A 17865-nucleotide genomic window follows, 5' to 3' on the forward strand; every position below is an offset into this window, starting at 1 on the left:
GACATTCATGGGAAAGGAAAGGAGAGGAAGCACAATATGCTGACGGATGAACAGCTGGTCCAGGCCATGGCCCGGGGCGACCAGGCGGCGTTCGAAGCCTTCGTTCACCGCTATCACGGCCCCCTGCTCGGCTATTTGGAGCGTACTCTCCAGGATGCCCGGAAGGCCGAGGATCTGGTTCAGGAGGTGTTCCTCCGTCTGATCCGCCAGCTAAGGAACGGCCGGCCGCCCGATCCGGTCCGTCCCTGGCTGTATAAGGTCGCTTTGAATCTGTGCCGTGACTATTGGAAAAGCCCGGGTTACCGTACCGGGAGCCATCTCGTCGAAGAGCCGCCCGAGCGCATGGATTCCGAGCCGTCGGTTTCGGAAATTTATGAGCGGCAGGAGACCCGTAAGGAGCTGCTGGAAACGCTGGACGAGCTGCCCGAGGTGCAGCGGCACATTATCGTGCTGCGCTTCTACCAGGAGCTGAAGCTTCAGGAGATCGCCGCCGCGCTCGAGATTCCCCTCAGCTCCATAAAGACCCATCTGTATACGGGACTGAAGAAGCTTCAGAAACGCCTCCTCGGGAGGCCTAAGGAATCTCTTAAGGAAAGGAAGGAGCCCCCTCATGCGAGAACCGACCGATGACCAGCTGAACGAGCTGGAAAAAGAACTGCGCCGAGCCATGCCGGATTACTTGGCCCGCTCCCCCCGTCCCGGGGAGACGCAAAGCCTGCTTCTGTCCCTGCAGGAGGAATTCAACACCTTGAAGGAGGAGCCTTCCGCCTTACCTGCCGCCTCAGCCGTCGCTCCGTCCTTGTACCGGCTGGTGCGTTCCCAGCTGCTCCTCTATTCGTGGTCGTTCTGGCTCGCCGGCCTGCTCCTGCTGGTCCTGCTCCTCACGTCGGGATCCTCCGGGAGGTTCCTCGGTCCTGGAGGCCTCTATTCCCTGCTGCTGCCCGTCCTCCTGTTCAGCGGAATGGCTTACAGCCTCCGCGCTTCTAACGGGGCCATGCGCCTCTTGGAGAGCATCACGCCCTATCCGCCGGTTCTCCTGCTTCTCGGCCGCTGGGTGATTGTGCTCGGCTTGACCGTGCTCTTGGGCGCAGCCGGAAGCCTGGCCGTTTCCTTCGAGGAGGCGCCGGTGCCTGCGCTCGAGTTTCTGCTGGGGTGGCTCACTCCCCTCGTCTTTGCAGGGGGATTGTTGGGCTGGCTTCTGCTGTGGAGAGGAAGTACGACCGCCCTAACGGTATCGATTGTCGGCTGGGCCGTTCAGATGACGGCAGCGAAGGCTTGGACGGCGGGAATCCCGTCCTGGGGCTTGGACGGGATGGCTCTGCAGGGGAGCTTCCTCGCCGCCGGACTCCTTCTGGCAGCGGCGGCGCTTGTAAAGGCAACCCGGCTGCAGCCTCCTTCCGCCCCCGGAGGAGCGCGATGATCACGATCCGCGCGCTGGAGGCCGCCCGGGGGCCGTTCCGGCTCCACGTTCCGGAGCTTGCCATCGGCCGCGGCCTGACCCTGCTGACGGGGCGCAACGGATCAGGCAAATCCACGCTGCTGAATATCCTCTCCACCGCTTGGCTGCCGGACCGCGGCGGGATCGACTACGACGGCTTGTCCTTGGCGGAAAGCCGGCCGATCCTTCGCAGCCGCATCGGATTCCTTCCCTCGGGACTGGAGCTCCACGAAGACATGACGGCGGAGAAATTCCTCCGCTACATGGGCGAGCTGAAAGGCATTTACGACCAGGAGCCGGCCCGGACCCTGCTGGAGGAGATGGACCTGACTTCCCTAAGAAGGAGGCGGATCCGCGAGCTCTCCCAAGGGCAGCGGCAGAAGCTTGCCCTGGCCCAGGCTCTGCTGGGCCAGCCGGCGTATCTCTTTCTGGACGAGCCGCTGACCTTCCTCGACAGCGGGGAACGCCGCCAAGTCGTCAGCTGGCTCGGCCGGTATGCCCTCCGGCGGCATGTGGTCGTGTCGTCCCACGAGCTGAATGAATGGGAGCCGGCCGAGTCCATCCTGTGGCTGAACGAAGGCGGCGTTCTTTTTCATGGGCCTGCGGAGGAATGGGGCCGGGACCTTCCTCTGTCGGTATGGACCGGCACCGTAAATGAGTCGGAGTGGGCCGACCTATCCCAGGAACTTGTCATGGGGTGGAGGCAGGTGCCTGGCGGCCGGGAGGTTCGCGTGATGGCCCCGGAACCCCCGGCTTCCGGGTTCGTGCCTGCCGATCCGACTCGGGAGGATGCGTACTTCATCCGCCGGTATGTGCTAAGGGAGAGCCGGACGAAAGGCGAATAACGGCAAAAAAACGACTGCCTGTTCTTTTGAACAAGAGTCGTCTTTTTGTATTTTCTACTCGATACTTGGCGTCGGCTCGGTTTCGATTCCAGGCCAAGACGGGCTGCAGGAGCTATTTTGCCATCCCGATTTCTATTTCTTTAAGTGGTACGGAACCGTTGTGACGATCACGTCTTTGCGATAGAGCAAATGGGCGCGGATCATGAAGCTTGTTTGATTATGCAGAATGTTGTGCCAACCTTTCTTAGGAATGAACTGCGGAATAATCACCGTAACCTGATAGTGGGACTCACTCGCTTTGCGCTGCACAACATCAATAAATTTGCTGAGCGGCTGAATGATACTCCGATAAGGGGAATGCAGCGTAACCAGCCTCACATCCGGCTGCCACTTGCTCCATTTTTCTTCAAACTGCGCTCCAGCTTCTCGTTCAAAAGGAACGAAAACGGCAATAATCTGATCAGCCGACAAAGATTTGGCATAGTTCAAGGAATGTTCCACCACATGCGTAAGGCCAGCCACAGGCAAGATGACGACATTTCCCTCAATGGGTACCGCCGGTTCACAAGTGGTAAGTCGTAACTGTTCGCTTACCGCTTCGTAATGCTTCTTGATCCGGTTGAAAAGGTAAACGATGAGCGGTAAAAATACGAATACGGGCCAAACCTGCGCCAATTTGGTTAAAAAGAACATCATCGTGACGGTGAAACTGATTAGCGCCCCGGTCGTGTTAATAATGAGTTTGAGAACCCATCCTTCCGGCTTTTGACGAATCCACTTGATCATCATCCCGGTTTGGGACAAGGTAAAGGGAATGAACACGCCTACGGCATACAGGGGGATCAATTCTTCGGTTTGTCCTTTAGACGCAAGGATCAGCAGGATCGATAAAAAGCCCAGAATGATAATCCCATTGGAGTACCCAAGGCGGTCTCCCCGTACGGTAAACATTCTCGGTATGAACTTATCCTTCGCGAGATTCACAGCAAGCAGCGGAAAAGCCGAATAGCCTGTGTTAGCCGCAAGAATCAAGATCAATGCCGTTGTCCCCTGAATGAAGAAATACATGAAATTCCGTCCAAACGTCTGTTCCGCGATTTGCGAAACTACGGTTACCTCTGCTTTAGGTACAATTCCGTAATAATAAGCTAAAAACACGATGCCTGAAAATAACAAGGCAAGTATTGCCCCCATGGCCATTAAGGTTTTGGCAGCGTTATTAGGGGCGGGATCTTTAAAATTCGGAATGGCGTTCGAAATGGCTTCAACCCCGGTTAAAGCCGAACTCCCCGAAGCGAAGGCTCTTAGGAGAAGAAATAAGCTGATGCCTGCTACCGGTGTCCCAATCGGTGCATGTAAACCCGGTGAAACACCACCTGTTAGAATGTTGTAGAGGCCTGCGCCAATTAAAATAAATAAGGCTAGAACAAATAAATAAACCGGATACGCTAAAATCGAAGCCGATTCCGTCAGACCCCTTAAGTTCAAAATGGTTATTAAAATCACAAACACGACGGCAATGCTCACCGTATGCGCATGTAGAGCTGGAAAAGCGGAAGTGATCGCATCCGTTCCGGCAGACACACTGACGGCTACCGTTAGGATATAGTCCACAAGCAAGGAACCTCCGGCAATAAGTCCAGGGTAGGTACCCAAATTTTGCTTGGATACCACATATGCTCCCCCGCCATGCGGATAAGCAAAGATGATTTGCCGATAGGATAAAATGAGTGCCAGTAACAAGACCAACACACCCATTCCAATCGGGATCGAATACCAAAATGCTGCGGCACTTATGGTGATTAAAACCAACAGAATTTGTTCCGGACCGTAGGCAACGGAGGATAAGGCATCCGAGGAAAGAATGGCCAATGCCTTTTTCTTATTCAGTCTTTGCTCCCCTAATTCCGTTGATTTAAGAGGCCGCCCGATTAACCACCGTTTTAAAGTAGATACCATGAATCATTCACCACCAGAACTAAAGGATAATGGGACTTGGGGTTTACCCTCTATTATTTCCAATAACACTTTTATCAGCACGAAAAAAGACCGCAGAGGTATCCCCTGCGGCCGGAAATTCACCGAAGTTGTTTCACCCTCTCTATCAACGCTTACGGAGTTAGCTGACGGATTCGGGCGGTTAGAGTCGCCCTACAGTGACGGATCATCACTGATTCACCCCGTGCAGCGAGTGTACTTATTCGCCGCAGTTGGGTCCCCCGTTTTCCAATGGAAATTAAGCGAGTGTTGGTATATGAAGTAATGAAATGATCATACGGCTCGGATCAAACTTTGTAAAACCGCCTATAAACGGAAAAATCCTTGAAAACGTTACTATTCCGATAGGAATGCGGTTACAATGAGATAGTTCGTGGGCATAGCAAGGTAAATATTCCGAAATCGCCCGTTATCATCCCGATCACGCCCCATACATGCCGCCGAACGTTTGGTTGACGAGTACAGCGAAGTCGTCCAGCCGGACTTGTCATAACGGGTCCAGGCGTTGGCCTGCCGTCTCCTTATGCTCCAGCCGCCCAAATCCTGTATACTGAAAAAGAAACCGAATCCACATGGAAAGAAGGGTTCTTATGAAGTTTCCGGATTACTCCTACACCCGTCCCGACATGGAGGCGTTCCGCGAGGAATTCCAAGCCCTCCTGGAGCAGTTCCGCCAAGCGGAATCGTTCGAGGAACAGAGCGCGGCCATGGAGGCGGTCAACGCGGCCCGAACGCGCGTCTCTTCCATGTTCACCATTGCCCGCATCCGTCATACCATCAACACTCAGGATCCTTTTTACAAGGCGGAGCAGGATTTTATGGACGAGAACAGCCCTGTTTACCAAGGCCTGATCAACGATTTCTATAAAGCGCTTGCCGAATCGCCGTTTCGGGAGCAGCTCGAAGCCAAGTGGGGCCGTCAGCTGTTTGCCACCGCCGAATTGGCTCAGAAAACGTTCTCCCTGGTCATCGTGGAGGATCTGAAGGCCGAGAACCGCAAATCGAGCGAATACATAAAACTCGTTGCCTCCGCGCGGATTGAGTTTGACGGCCAGGAGCTAACACTGTCCCAGCTCGCCCCGTATATGGAATCGACGGACCGGGAGATGCGCAAGCGCGCCACCGATGCCCGCTATTCCTTCTATGAAGCGAACGAGGAAACGGTGGACGGCATCTACGACGACCTCGTCCAGATGCGGACGGAGATGGCCCGGAAGCTCGGCTACCGGAATTTTATCGAGCTCGGGTACGCCCGCATGAGCCGGACGGATTACGGCCCGGAGCAGGTGGCCGCCTTCCGGGCTCAGGTGCTCGAGCATCTTGTTCCGGTGGCCAGTGAGCTCAGCGAACGCCGCCGCAAGCGGCTCGGGCTCGACCGGCTGCGCTATTACGACGGCCTCTCCTTCCTGAACGGCAACCCGACGCCGAAGGGCGAGCCGGCCTGGATCGTCGAGAAGGCCCGCCGGATGTACGCGGAGCTGTCCCCGGAGACGGACGAGTTCTTCCGGCTCATGCTCGACAAGGGTCTAATGGACCTCGAGAGCAAGCCCGGCAAGCGGGTCGGCGGCTACTGTACGTTTATCGGGTCGACGAAGGAGCCGTTCATTTTCTCGAATTTTAACGGCACGGCCCATGATGTCGATGTGCTGACCCACGAGGCGGGGCATGCTTTTCAGGCTTACATGAGCCGGGATTTTGCCGTTCCGGAGTATGTTCACCCGACCCTCGACGCCTGTGAGATCCATTCCATGAGCATGGAATTCTTCGCGTGGCCGTGGATGGAGTCCTTCTTCCAAGAGGATACGGACAAATACAAGTTCTCCCACCTGAGCAAGGCGGTGACGTTCATCCCTTACGGAGTGGCCGTGGATGAATTCCAGCACCTCGTCTACGAGAACCCCGACATGACGCCGGCCGAGCGCAAGCAAGCCTGGCGCGACACGGAGCGCAAATACCTCCCGGGCCGGCAGTACGACGACATGCCGTTCCTCGAGCGCGGCGGGTTCTGGCACCAGCAGCAGCACATTTTCAAAAGCCCGTTCTACTACATTGACTATACGCTCGCCCAGCTCTGCGCCCTCCAGTACTGGACCCGGGCGAACGAGGACCGGGCCGCGGCCTGGTCGAGCTACCTCACCCTGTGCCGGGCCGGCGGCAGCGATTCGTTCGATGCGCTGGTGAAGCTTGCCGGCCTGCGCTCTCCATTCGAGGAAGGCTCCGTGTCCTCCATCATCGGAGGAATCCGAAGCTGGCTGAACGGCGTGGACGATACGAAGCTGTAACCCTTGGGATACGAGGCCGTAGTCCGATCCTTCGCCTGCGGGTGGGCAAACGCCATTCTTGCGCAAGTTCCTTGGTCCATCCATTCTAAATTTAGAGGAGTGATCCCTATGGAATACGTCAAATTGGGCAAAACCGGTCTCGAGGTCTCGAGGCTCTGTCTCGGCTGCATGAGCTACGGGGTCCCGGACCGGGGGCCTCATCCCTGGTCGCTCGATGAGGAGCAAAGCCGGCCGTTTATCCGCCGGGCGCTCGAGCTCGGCATCAACTTCTTCGATACGGCGAATGTCTACTCCGACGGGACCAGCGAAGAGATCGTGGGCCGGGCGCTGAAGGATTTCGCGACCCGCGACGAGGTTGTCATCGCCACGAAGGTGCACGGCCGCATGCGCAAAGGGCCGAACGGCGGCGGGCTGTCCCGCAAGGCGATTCTAAGCGAGATCGACCACAGCCTGAAACGGCTCGGCACGGACTATGTGGACCTGTACCAGATCCACCGCTGGGACCCCGCGACGCCCATCGAGGAAACGATGGAGGCGCTCCACGATGTCGTGAAGGCCGGCAAAGCCCGTTACATCGGGGCTTCCTCGATGTTCGCCTGGCAGTTCCTGAAGGCGCTCCATACCGCCGAGAAGAACGGCTGGACCCGGTTCGTCAGCATGCAGAACTACTTGAACCTCCTCTACCGCGAGGAGGAGAGGGAGATGCTTCCCCTCTGCCGGGCCGAAGGCATCGGCGTCATCCCGTGGAGCCCGATGGCGCGCGGCCGGCTGACGCGGGCCTGGGACGAGACGAGCTACCGCTCCGAGACGGACGAGGTCCAGAAGAAGCTCTACTCCGCCACGGAGGAGGCCGACCGCCGGGTGGTGGAGCGCGTGGCCGAGCTCGCCGCCGAGCGGGGCGTGCCCCGGGCGCAGGTGGCGCTCGCCTGGGTGCTCCGGCAGGAGACGGTAACGGCACCCATCATCGGAGCGACCAAGCCGCACCACCTGGAGGATGCCGTGGCCGCCCTCTCGCTGACGCTGACGGATGAAGAAGCCGCGCGGCTCGAGGAGCCGTATGTGCCGCATCCAGTGCTGGGCGGGCTGAACTAGGCTCCAGGCGAAGGGCAGCGATCCGAATTCACCCCAGCAGAGGCTGGCCCCAGGCAGATTCTTCTGCCGGCGGGCCGGCTTTTTTATGCCTGGGCTCATGGAAGTTCGGCTCCTGTGAGTGGGTTCTGCCCGATTTCGTCTGTTGTACGACCTGGCATCGGATGGCTTTGGAGCAGGTCTTTTTGTGCTTGCGGCCAGGGGAAACGTCCTTCCTTCGTCCGTTTCTTTTATGATTGATCAAATCAGTCAAAAAAAGGACGCCTCAAATCGTTCTTCTCCGCGTAAACAGCCAGCCGGCCGCCAGCAGTAACAGACTGCCCAGCAGGGTCCACCCGAGTCCCGCCATCAAGGAGTCATTGAACAGAAGCGCGCCCAAGCCCCCGGCTACCTTGGGCCGGAAAACATCCAGCGCCGTGCCAAGCGGAATGGCTGCGATAAGCACCGCCCACAGAAGCCAGCCGCTCCAGTGCCAAATGCCCGAGAACAGCAGGTTCAAGAGCGAGAGCAGCAGAAGATACGCTCCGAACTGGTAAAGAAACATGCCCGCCCACCCGAACCGGTTCCAGTGAAAAACCTCCAGAATGTTGATGGTGTCCTCGACTTTGCGGATGATCCCTACTTCCACTGCAAACCAGAGGACGTTCAGAAGAGCGAAGCCCGCCGAGCAGAGGACGTATACCGTCACCAGCCCCCGGTAGTATTCCCCGCGCGAGGCGCCAAGGTTAAGCATCCGGCGGAAGAAGGCGGAAGGCAGCACACTGGCTGCGAAAAGCAGGAAGAGGCTGAGCATGTTGGCCAAGGACAAATGGGTGTTTCTGTCCACATTCAAGCTGATGATCAGGTTCGTGATGATGCTGACGCCTACCAAAGCCGCGACCCCGAGCAGATAAGGCTTCAGCTGCAGGAAAGAAGCCGTGAGGATGGCCCTGTTCTTACTCCTATACACCCGATTCGCCCCCTTCGATCAAATAAGTGAAAAATTTCTGCAGCGGCAGTCCCTCGATGGACACCCCGAGCTTGGCGGCCGTGGCCCGCTCCCTCTCCCCGATCGAGTCATACACCGCCGCCAGCATTCCGCCGCCGTAGGTTTCCTTGTATAGAATCCGCTTGTTGGCCGCCGCCGCGCTCACGCTCTCCTTGGTCCCCCTAAACAGGTGAGCCTGGGTGTGCAGGCGGTCCACCTCGTCGTGCAGCAGCATGGTCCCCGCCTCCAAGATATATACCTTCTCCACCACCTTCGCGATTTCATCGATCAAATGAGTGGAGAACAGGATAGTCCGGGGATGGTCCGCCCAATCCTCCACCAAGGCCCGGTAAAACCGTTCCCGCATCAACACATCCAAGCCGAGCACCGGCTCATCGAAAATGGTCAAGGGGGCCCGGCTCGCGAGACCGACGATATTGCCCACAAGCGATTCCATTCCTCTGGAGAGCTGGCGGATCTTCTTCGCGGGGTTCAGCCGGAAGGCTTGCAGGAGCTCTCTTGCGTAATCCCAGTCCCAGTTGGGGTGAAAAGCCGAAGCCATCTGCAGAACGTCGATGACCTTGGCGCTGCCGGGATAAAGGTTCTTTTCCCGGATATAGCAGACTTGGGCGGGCGTCTCTCCCGCTCTCAGACGGATGCCGCCCACTTCAATCACACCGCTGTCGGGAAACAGGCTTCCCACGATCATGTTGAGCAGGGTGGTTTTGCCGGCTCCGTTTCGGCCAAGCAGGCCGTAAATCGTTCTCTCCTCCAGCATCAGGTCCAGCCCGCGGACCGCCTCATGGCGGCCGTAGCTTTTGGTCACGTTGGAGCATGCCACTATGGGCCTCATCGTTCTCCACTCCTCTTCTCCCGTTGAATGTCCTCCCAAACCTCATCGATGGTCATTCCCAGCTTCTCCGCCTCCTCCAGCAGCTCCCGCACCCGTTCGGTCCGGAACCGGCTCCGCCTTCTCTGCCGGACGATCCCGGCCGCGCCGGATGCCACATACATGCCGAGCCCGCGCCTTTTGTACAGAATCCCCCTCCTCCACGAGCACGGCGACTCCTTTGACGGCGGTGGCGGGGTTGATCCCGAACGTCCCCGAGAGCTGCCCGATGGATAGAATCGGCTCTCCCTCCCCATACGTGCCGTTCAAGATATCGTCCTCGATCCTAGCGGCGAGCTGCTGGAAGATCGGGCGGCTGTCGGTAAAGCTCCCCACCAGGCGATCACCCTATCGGTATGTTGGTCTTGTAGCTTACCGTAACACCGTTGACTGATTAAGTCAATCTAAAAAAACCAAAAAAGAAACCTTCTTTGGGAAGGCTTCGGGGGCGGGTATCCGTTTCGGAAAATTTAACTTTGAAGGGAGGCTGAATGCCTCCCCGGCCAAGAAACGAGCGTTAGAATCGCCTCCGGAAGCCCGCTTTCTGATCGTCAGGAAGCGGAGGGTTCCATCAGCACTCTGGCAGCTGTCTCCTACGGGAGAGGTTTCCGGGTCAGGGCTCGGATCGGCCGTGAGGTTGCCCACGGACATGCAACGTCGACCACCGCAGGCTGAAAGCTGCGCGGTTGAATAGCCCGGGTTCCTCCCCGAGCCCGAGTTCCTCTCGGACCCGACCTCATTGGTGTGCGGAAGGGACCGGTATTCAAGCCCGGTTCGGGAGACTGAACCGGAGCCGGCTTATAGCGCCCCCGGCTTGGCGATCATGCGAAGAAGCACGGCCGGCTCCATTTGGCGGAAATCCTCATGCTCATGTGTATTGAGCACCATCAGGGCCGTCAGTACCGTCAAGTAGGTCGTGATAAGGCGGCGGGGCTCATCCTCCACCAGCTCGCCCATCTTCTGCCCCTCCTCGAACAGAGGAAGCAGCTGGTCGATGTAGGTCTTCATAGAATAATCCTGGAGAATCTGTCTGGCCTTGTCCGGCATGTCTTCCGCGGTACGGGCGTGATGAATCAGCATAAAGTGAGCGGCATTTTCCGGCAGGAGAATAAGCTCCGTCAGGCTGCGCAGCTTGTCTAGAGGCGAGCCGGGAAGCCGGTAGAGCTCCTGCACGCCTGCTATCGATTCCTCCATGGCGGACTGAAGCAGCTGAAGGAACAGCTCGTCCTTGGATTTGAAGTAATGATACAGCAGGCCGTGGCTGATGCCCGCTTCCGCCGCAATCATGCTCATCTTCGTATGGGCGAGCCCGCGCTTGGCAAAAACGCGGAGCCCGGCCGCCATAATCTGTTCCTTGCGTTCGTCCCGGATCTGCGTCAGCTGATCTTCGTTTAACGGCACGTTCGGCACCTCGTTTCGGTCGTCATGGTCCCCTGGTTTAAAAGCTACCTTTACGATACCCCGTTTGGCGGGTTCTTTCAATGCCGGCCATTCATAAGGGCATTTTATAGGGGCATGGAACGGCTTGGACCCGCTATACTGGTAAAAAGAACCGAAGCCCATCGGGCCGTTCTTACCGCCTTTCCGTCATGGTCGTGAAGCACACGCCGCTTGTCCTGCTTAGGCAGGATGAGCGGTTTTTTGCATTCATAAGGCGGATCTTGGTATTCGGAGGAAGGGGGTAAAGGCAATGGAATTCGACAAAGCCTACGAAGCATTCATCGAAAAAGAGAAAAAACAGGCGGCCGGCTCCCGACGGGAGAGACTCCGTTTAGGTCAGGGGCACGCCGAAAAAGCCTTCCTGAAGGAGGTTTGGTGGCCCGCCTTCGGGCATTTCGAACACCTTCATGTCGAATATGAAGTTCAGGATTTTAAGGATGGAATCCGGTACCTGGACTACGCTTATCTACGTCCCCCGTACCGGATTTGCTTCGAGATCGACGGCTTCGGGCCGCATGCCCGGGACCTCAGCCGGTGGCAGTTCGCAGATAACCTCTTGCGCCAGAATCATCTGGTGATGGATCACTGGACCGTTCTGCGCTTCTCCTATGACGATATTACCGAGAAGCCCCGCCGGTGCCAGCAGATGATCCAGCAGCTGATGGGCCGCTGGTTTGGGGATGAGGCTTCCCCTCCGGACTTGAATTACCGGGACAAGGAAATCGTCCGGCTGGCCGTCCATAAGCAAGGGGCCATTACCCCACGGGATGTCAGCCAGCGCTTAAGCATTACGACCCGGTACGCCAGGGCACTCCTGCACAAGCTGGTGGACCAAGGGATACTGCTCCCCGCCACCGGTAACGAGAGGGTGCGGTCCTTCCGGCTTGCTCCGCAGGGCCGAGGGTACTTCCTGTAGGCTGCCGGCCACAGGTCTAAGCCGGGGTAAACCCGTAAACCCGACGCGATGAAAGCCGGACGGAAAGTGCAGGAAACCGGAAAAAACGTGACAGAAAACCGGGCAGTCGCTGGGCAGTCGGAAATTTAGCGGAACGGAGATACCTTATTCGTCCGAATTCGAGTGCCAACGTTTTGGTTAGAGGAACTATAATCCTCTATTATTCGGCAAAGGGGCGAGAATAGGCCGTTTTTGATGGTTGGCGTGAAAAATAGCGAACCTGCGTTCCTCTAATTTTTGAAGATTGCCGACAAATGAGGCATTAAGGTACTTAGAGTTCCGCTATTTTTCGGCACCCGAGAGGGAGGAAGCGGCCAAAATGGCTTCAGCTAGAGGAAAGGGAACGTGTTCTGCCAATTCAGGGAGTGGCTCCAGCTAGAGCATAGCAGCCGCCCGCGTCGGTTCCGGGACTGGAGACACGACTCTTCCCTCGCCTATCCGCCGCGCCCCCCTTCTTCCGACGAACCGTCGCTTCTTCCAAAGCCGAAAAATAGGACAGCAACCTTTCGATATCCTCTCCATGGTACAACAAAAGAGCAAGGAACAACGAATAAGGAGAGTGGGAAGCATGCTGCAATTGAAAAACAAAACAGCCCTCGTCACGGGAGCGAGCCGGGGAATCGGGCGGGCTATCGCGGAACGGCTGGCCCAAGAAGGAGCCTTGGTGGCTGTGCATTACGCCCGAAATCGGGAAGCCGCCGATGAAGCGGTGGAGCATATCCGGGAGGAAGGCGGAGAGGCGTTTGCCGTGCAGGCCGACCTGGGGAGCATGACAGGGATCCGTCAAATGTTCGAGGCTCTGGACCGGGAATGGGCGGAGCGGACCGGGGAGGCCCGATTCGACATTCTCGTCAATAATGCCGGGGTTCCCTTGATCTCCCCGTTAGAAGAGCTTACGGAGCAGGCCCTCGACGAGGCGATCGCCGTTAATGTGAAGGGAATGCTTTTTGTCATTCAGCAGGCTCTTCCCCGGCTCCGGGACGGAGGACGCATTCTCAACCTGTCCTCCGCGGTCACCCGGATCGCCTTTCCGGATCTCATCGGCTACAGTTTGACGAAGGGCGCCGTGAACACCATAACGCTGACGCTCGCCAAGGCTTTAGGCCCCCGCCAAATCACCGTCAACGCAATCCAGCCCGGCATGACGGAAACCGACATGAATGCGGCTGTTTTCGGCAATCCGGATGGCCGGGCTTTTGCCGCCGGCTTGTCGGCATTGGGAGGCTGGGCCCAGCCGGAGGATATCGCGGATGCTGCCTTTTTTCTATCCTCGGCGGACAGCCGCTGGGTTACCGGCCAGCTCCTCGAAGTGAGCGGGGGAACGAACCTGTAAAAGCGCGGCTGAGCTGCATCGCTTGAGCCTTAAGGGTCCCCGGAAGGAAGGGGAATAGCGGGGAGGACTCCTCCCCCCTGACTGAGGCGGGAACGCCCGGTCGTCTCATCCGCAGCAAAAGGCCCCCTGTCTGCCTCATAGCTGGACAGAAGGCCCTTATGGAATCACTCTCTGCTTCACTACCGAGATCCCGGCGCAGGCATATCCACGCCCCGAACCCGGTGGCGGTGCCCGTTCTCGACGGTGGTATAGAAGTCGTAATAGTGGACGTGCCGCCCTTCCCCAACCGGAATGGCCGGCCCGGAATAAGCCTGATACCGGTGAACGTGACCATTCTCGAAGACGACATACCCTTCCGTATAATGCACATGGCCTCCGTCTGCCGTGGGAATGGCGGGAGACGTCACGTCCAGGCACTGGTGAACGTGCCCTTGGCTTACGGAGGTGTAATCTACGGACCCGTGGGTGTGCTGGGGAACGAAGCCGTTCACGGCATCGTCTTTGGATACCATACCTTTCTCTCCTTCCGCTGTTGTCTACACCATCAGTGTATACAGACGCCCGCTTTCGGTTCGGGCATCTGCCTGGGGTAACCTCTATGGAAGGCAAAACAGAAAACCGCCAAAGCCCCACAAAGGGGTATGGCGGTTTAAACTTGCCGGGATTACCTTTAGAGTTCTGCAACCTGACAAGCTCATGAACGGCCGGGGTTGCCTCTTTCAGGAGATCGCCTTCTTGGATTGGACGCATGTTGGATGCTAGCCGGGGGGAATGGCTTGGCAGCCCATTATTATTGTCCAGGCTCCCCCGTCCAACCGGGAAGCGTCCAGCTGTCTTACCGCCAGCCATTCGTCAGGCTACTGCCAATAAGCCGCATAGCGCCCACCTTCTTCCCAGGCTCCAACACCAAGCCGCCCGGCCAGAAAATCGGGCGGCTGACGTTTGGGTCCTGGTTACTTAACCGTCTTGTTGTACTGCTGGATTTTGGCCGTGATTTCCTTCTGGGCGGCATCCAGCGCTTCCTTCGGGGACTTTTTGCCGTTCAAGGCTTCTTCGATCGCATTCTCGGTGATTTGACGGGCTTCCGGGAACACGCCCATCACAGCGCCCTGGGTTGCCTTGTTCAGCTTGGTGGCGTGCAGCTGGTCGATGGCCGTCTGGAACTGCGGGAACTTGGCCAGGTTCTCTTTCACGCTGGGCTGCTCGTAGGCTTTTTTGGTGATGGGGAAATAGCCCGTGTTGATGTGCCAGAGGGCCTGCTGCTCCGGCGCCGTCAAGTACTTGATGAACTCCCAGGCGGCCTTCTGCTCAGCTTCGCTCTTGTTGTTCAGGATGTAGTTGCTCGCCCCGCCTACGATCACACCGCCTTCCTTTGCGTCCGACGGCTTGGGCAGGAAGCCGGTGCCGACCTTGAACTTCCCTTCGGCCGAGTTGACGATCCCGCGCAAGGAAGCGGTGGAATCGAGCATCATGCCGATTTGGCCGGCGGCGAAGGCTTTCTTGGTGTCGTCCGTTTTGCGGCCGAGGTTAAGGGCGACCTTGCTGTCCACGAGCTCCTTCCACCAGGTCAAGGCCTTCACGCCCGCTTCGCTGTTCAGCTGGGACTCAGTGGCAAGGGACGTGCGGCCGTTGCCGTTGTTCAGCAGCTCCGCCCCCTGGTTTGCGAACAGCTGCTCCATGAACCAGCCGTAGATGGCGAAGGAAGCTCCGGCTTGGCCGTCCTTGGTCAGGGCTTTGGCGGCTTTTGCCACGTCCTCGAAGGTGGCAGGCGGTTTCTCTGGATCAAGGCCGGCTGCTTTGAACATGTCCTTGTTGTAATACAGAATCGGGTTGGACGTATTGAACGGCATCGAGTTCAGCTTCCCGTCCACCATATAGTAACCGGCAATGTTCTCTTCGAGCTGTGACACATCGTATTTCTCCATGTCGATGAATTTCTGAACCGGGGTGATCGCCTTCGAGTCGATCATGAACCGGGAGCCGATCTCGTACACCTGGATCATAGACGGGCCGGACTTGGAATCCATGGAGGCCTTCATTTTGTTCAGGCTCTCGTCGTAGCTGCCCTGGTAGACGGCTTCCACCTGAATGTCCTTGTGCGAGCTGTTGAAGTCCGAGACAAGCTTGTCCACGGTCTTGGCCATCTCGCCGCCCATGGAATGCCAGTAAACGACTTTCACCAGATCCTTGGACGAGGCCGCATCGGCGGCCTTCTCGGTAGAGGCTCCCTCTTTGCCGCAGGCGGCAAGCAGGAGCATGGGGGCCGCAAGCAAAGCGGCCGTCAGGTTCGTACGGTTGAGGCGGGAACGGGTTTTCATTCAAGATTCTCTCCTTTTGGTTTGTGGTAAAGGGGGTGCCCCCAAGTCCTCCCTCCTCGCTTTTCACTTAATCCACTGGATTAATCGAGGTGGCCCCATGAAACTTAGCGTGGGCAAGCCGCGGAGGGGAAGAGACTGGGAAGAGACTTGGGACTTCCCCGGACTTTCTGGTCGAGAAGGGCCCGGGACTCAGCCCGCCTTTCAAATCGGAGCGGTGGAAGGCGATCCCTTCGTCCTTCTGCCTCAACCCTTCAGAGCCCCGGCGGTCATGCCGCGGACCAGCTGCTTCAAGCCGACCAGCAGGAGTAACAACGAGGGCAGCAGAATCCAGGCAACACCGGCGAGCACCAGATTCCACGAGGTCTGCTCCTCTGTCTGAAGCATGCTGATGCCGATCTGGACGGTCCGCATGTCCGGGCTGTTCGTCACGAGCAGCGGCCACAGGTACATATTCCACGCATTCAGAAAAGAGTACACGGCAAGCGTAGCGAGCGCCGGGCGCGACAGCGGGAGCACGATGCGCAGGAACGTGCGGAGGTGTCCGCAGCCGTCCATGCGGGCCGCCTCATACAGCTCCTTCGGCAGCTGAAGGAAGAACTGGCGGAGCAGGAACGTCCCGAAAGCCGTCGCGAGGAACGGAATCGTGAGGCCTTCGTAGGAGTCCAGCCACCCCCAGCTTTTGATCGTGAGGTAGTTCGGGATGATGGTGACTTCCCACGGAATCATCATGGTGGAGAGGAAGAGGGCGAACCAGAAAGCCTTCCCCGCAAAACGCACATTGGCAAAAGCATAAGCCGCCATGCTGGCGAGAACGAGATGACCCGCCGTAATGATAACGGACACGGCCAGGGAGTTGCCCATGAACCTCATAATCGGAACCGAGTGCAGCACCTCCAGGAAATTGCCCAGGTAGAAGCTCATGGGCAGCAGTGGGGTGGGGAAGGTACGCGCCTCGGCCGGTGTCATGAGTGCAGACGAGAAGGTATACAGAATCGGGTACAGAATCGCCAGGGAGGCGGCGGTCAGAAACAGATATTGAACGGTAAGGATCAGCTTGCGGCTCATTGGTAATGCACCTTCTTTTCGAGCGCTTTGTATTGGATGAGCGTCAGGACGAGAATGATGGCGAACAGCACCAGTGCCTGGGCGCTTCCCGGTCCGAACCGGTAATTAACGAAGGCCTCCCGGTAGATGGAGTATACGAGCACCTCTGTCGTGTGAATGGGGCCTCCCCCTGTCAGGATACGGACTTCCCCGAACGCCTGGAACGAGCCGATTACCGAGACAATCCCGACAAAAAACAAAGTAGGCGACAGCAGCGGAAGCGTGATGCGACGGAAGGCGACGAAGGCTCCGGCCCCGTCGATCCGGGCGCTTTCGTAAATCTCCGAAGGTATCGAACGGATGCCGCCTAGTAGAAGAATGTAATGGAAGCCGAGCCCCATCCAAATCGTGACGGCCGAAACGGAATACAGGGCGTAATTGGGATCGGACAGCCAGGAAACGGCGGGCAGCCCGGCCAGCTGCAGAAACCGGTTGAACATCCCGGTCGTCTGGTGATACAGCTGCATCCAGATAACCGCTCCCGTCCCCACCGAGATGGCGACCGGCATGGAGAACACCCAGTTGAACACCTTCATCCCCCTCAGGGCTTGATGGGTGAGCCCCGCCAGCACCAGCGCGATCACAATTCCGGGCGGAACGGTGAGCAGCGTAAACTTGGCGGTCACGAGCAGACTCCGGTAGAAGCCCTCGGAAGCGAACAGCTCCCGGAAATTGTCCCACCCGGCAAAGTCCACAACCTTGCCCCGGGGGTTCGTCACCTGCAGACTCAAGTACAAGGAGCGGACAAACGGATAAAACAGAAACACCCCGAACAGCAGAAGCGAGGGAGCGAGGAACAGGTACCCGATGGCGTTTTCCCCTGCCTTCTCCTTGCTCCATCGGCGAATCCGAGGCTTGAGAGCGGTGCGGACACCGGACAGCTCCACGGATCGGCCCATGGCTTTCATAAAAGCGAGTCCCCCCTTATTCGAAAATTAACTTGGAAATGTGCCTGTAAGCACTTTCCTACTCTATGGTATACGCCGTTTCGTAGGGATAGAACGACCGGCAAGGTTCATTGTACGGGACCTTTGTACGAGCCGCGTTAGCTTCAGATTAAGATAGGATTAATCTCTTCCACGCCTTCACGAAACCTTAAAGCTCCGACGTCCTCTTCTCCCTCCTCTGCTGCCGAGAAGGCCACCGCTGCAGCTTCGTCATGAATGAAGGTCCTCTCGCCCACAAAAAAACCTTCCGTCCCGCGTTA

The 17865-nt window shown here is 57.8% G+C and carries 16 protein-coding genes and 1 riboswitch; of the genes, 7 read left to right on the top strand and 9 right to left on the bottom strand.

The window, feature by feature from the left end; all coding sequences use genetic code 11:
• Positions 1-36: 36 nt before the first annotated feature.
• From MJA45_RS26810 to MJA45_RS26820, 3 genes are read left to right on the top strand one after another with little or no spacing between them, the layout of a single operon-like run.
• A complete protein-coding gene (locus MJA45_RS26810) occupies positions 37-630 on the top strand; it encodes an RNA polymerase sigma factor (protein ID WP_315604945.1) in 594 nt (197 codons plus the stop codon).
• On the top strand, positions 611-1420 hold the full coding sequence (locus tag MJA45_RS26815) for a hypothetical protein (RefSeq protein ID WP_315604946.1): 810 nt from the start codon (positions 611-613) through the stop codon (positions 1418-1420). The genes MJA45_RS26810 and MJA45_RS26815 overlap by 20 nt, the downstream gene beginning before the upstream one ends.
• The gene (locus MJA45_RS26820; protein ID WP_315604947.1) at positions 1417-2283 is read left to right on the top strand and encodes an ATP-binding cassette domain-containing protein; all 867 of its coding nucleotides are present in this window, start codon (positions 1417-1419) and stop codon (positions 2281-2283) included. The genes MJA45_RS26815 and MJA45_RS26820 overlap by 4 nt, the downstream gene beginning before the upstream one ends.
• 132 nt (positions 2284-2415) lie before the next feature.
• Here MJA45_RS26820 and MJA45_RS26825 read toward each other — a convergent pair whose 3' ends face one another.
• On the bottom strand, positions 2416-4242 hold the full coding sequence (locus tag MJA45_RS26825; protein WP_315604948.1) for an APC family permease: 1827 nt from the start codon (positions 4240-4242) through the stop codon (positions 2416-2418).
• Between the two features lie 133 nt (positions 4243-4375).
• A riboswitch (cyclic di-AMP (ydaO/yuaA leader) is annotated at positions 4376-4536 on the bottom strand.
• A 335-nt stretch (positions 4537-4871) separates the two neighbouring features.
• Here MJA45_RS26825 and MJA45_RS26830 point away from each other — a divergent pair.
• Entirely contained in the window at positions 4872-6563 is a 1692-nt protein-coding gene (locus MJA45_RS26830) for a M3 family oligoendopeptidase (protein WP_315604949.1), read from the top strand.
• A 108-nt stretch (positions 6564-6671) separates the two neighbouring features.
• Positions 6672-7655 (top strand): aldo/keto reductase, encoded by a 984-nt coding sequence (locus tag MJA45_RS26835; RefSeq protein ID WP_315604950.1) that lies wholly within the window; start codon positions 6672-6674, stop codon positions 7653-7655.
• 262 nt (positions 7656-7917) lie between these two features.
• Here the strand turns inward: MJA45_RS26835 and MJA45_RS26840 are convergent, their stop codons facing one another.
• From MJA45_RS26840 to MJA45_RS26855, 4 genes are all read right to left on the bottom strand, one after another.
• Positions 7918-8601 carry a hypothetical protein gene (locus tag MJA45_RS26840; protein WP_315604951.1) on the bottom strand — a complete coding sequence of 228 codons (684 nt, stop codon included), beginning with the start codon at positions 8599-8601 and terminating at the stop codon, positions 7918-7920.
• Positions 8594-9472: an ATP-binding cassette domain-containing protein gene (locus MJA45_RS26845; protein ID WP_315604952.1), complete on the bottom strand. Its 879-nt coding sequence runs from the start codon at positions 9470-9472 to the stop codon at positions 8594-8596. Before MJA45_RS26845 ends, MJA45_RS26840 begins: the two co-directional genes overlap by 8 nt.
• Positions 9469-9633, bottom strand: coding sequence for a hypothetical protein (locus tag MJA45_RS26850; protein ID WP_315604953.1), 165 nt, complete (start codon positions 9631-9633; stop codon positions 9469-9471). The genes MJA45_RS26845 and MJA45_RS26850 overlap by 4 nt, the downstream gene beginning before the upstream one ends.
• Before the next feature lie 673 nt (positions 9634-10306).
• Complete coding sequence (locus MJA45_RS26855; RefSeq protein WP_315604954.1) at positions 10307-10909, bottom strand: TetR/AcrR family transcriptional regulator; 603 nt, start codon at positions 10907-10909, stop codon at positions 10307-10309.
• A 289-nt stretch (positions 10910-11198) separates the two neighbouring features.
• Here MJA45_RS26855 and MJA45_RS26860 point away from each other — a divergent pair, with 289 nt between their 5' ends.
• Together MJA45_RS26860 and MJA45_RS26865 are read left to right on the top strand one after the other, a co-directional pair.
• Complete coding sequence (locus MJA45_RS26860; protein ID WP_315604955.1) at positions 11199-11864, top strand: DNA-binding response regulator; 666 nt, start codon at positions 11199-11201, stop codon at positions 11862-11864.
• Positions 11865-12471: 607 nt separating this feature from the next.
• Complete coding sequence (locus tag MJA45_RS26865; protein ID WP_315604956.1) at positions 12472-13236, top strand: SDR family oxidoreductase; 765 nt, start codon at positions 12472-12474, stop codon at positions 13234-13236.
• A 179-nt stretch (positions 13237-13415) separates the two neighbouring features.
• Here MJA45_RS26865 and MJA45_RS26870 read toward each other — a convergent pair whose 3' ends face one another.
• The 4 genes from MJA45_RS26870 to MJA45_RS26885 form a co-directional block, all read right to left on the bottom strand.
• Positions 13416-13748, bottom strand: coding sequence for a YmaF family protein (locus tag MJA45_RS26870; RefSeq protein ID WP_315604957.1), 333 nt, complete (start codon positions 13746-13748; stop codon positions 13416-13418).
• A gap of 441 nt (positions 13749-14189) precedes the next feature.
• Positions 14190-15554 (bottom strand): ABC transporter substrate-binding protein, encoded by a 1365-nt coding sequence (locus MJA45_RS26875; protein ID WP_315604958.1) that lies wholly within the window; start codon positions 15552-15554, stop codon positions 14190-14192.
• A 243-nt stretch (positions 15555-15797) separates the two neighbouring features.
• On the bottom strand, positions 15798-16619 hold the full coding sequence (locus tag MJA45_RS26880; RefSeq protein WP_315604959.1) for a carbohydrate ABC transporter permease: 822 nt from the start codon (positions 16617-16619) through the stop codon (positions 15798-15800).
• Positions 16616-17566 (bottom strand): carbohydrate ABC transporter permease, encoded by a 951-nt coding sequence (locus tag MJA45_RS26885; RefSeq protein WP_315604960.1) that lies wholly within the window; start codon positions 17564-17566, stop codon positions 16616-16618. The genes MJA45_RS26880 and MJA45_RS26885 overlap by 4 nt, the downstream gene beginning before the upstream one ends.
• Positions 17567-17865 lie beyond the last annotated feature (299 nt).

Source organism: Paenibacillus aurantius (genome assembly GCF_032268605.1).
Taxonomy (GTDB): domain Bacteria; phylum Bacillota; class Bacilli; order Paenibacillales; family NBRC-103111; genus Paenibacillus_AO; species Paenibacillus_AO aurantius.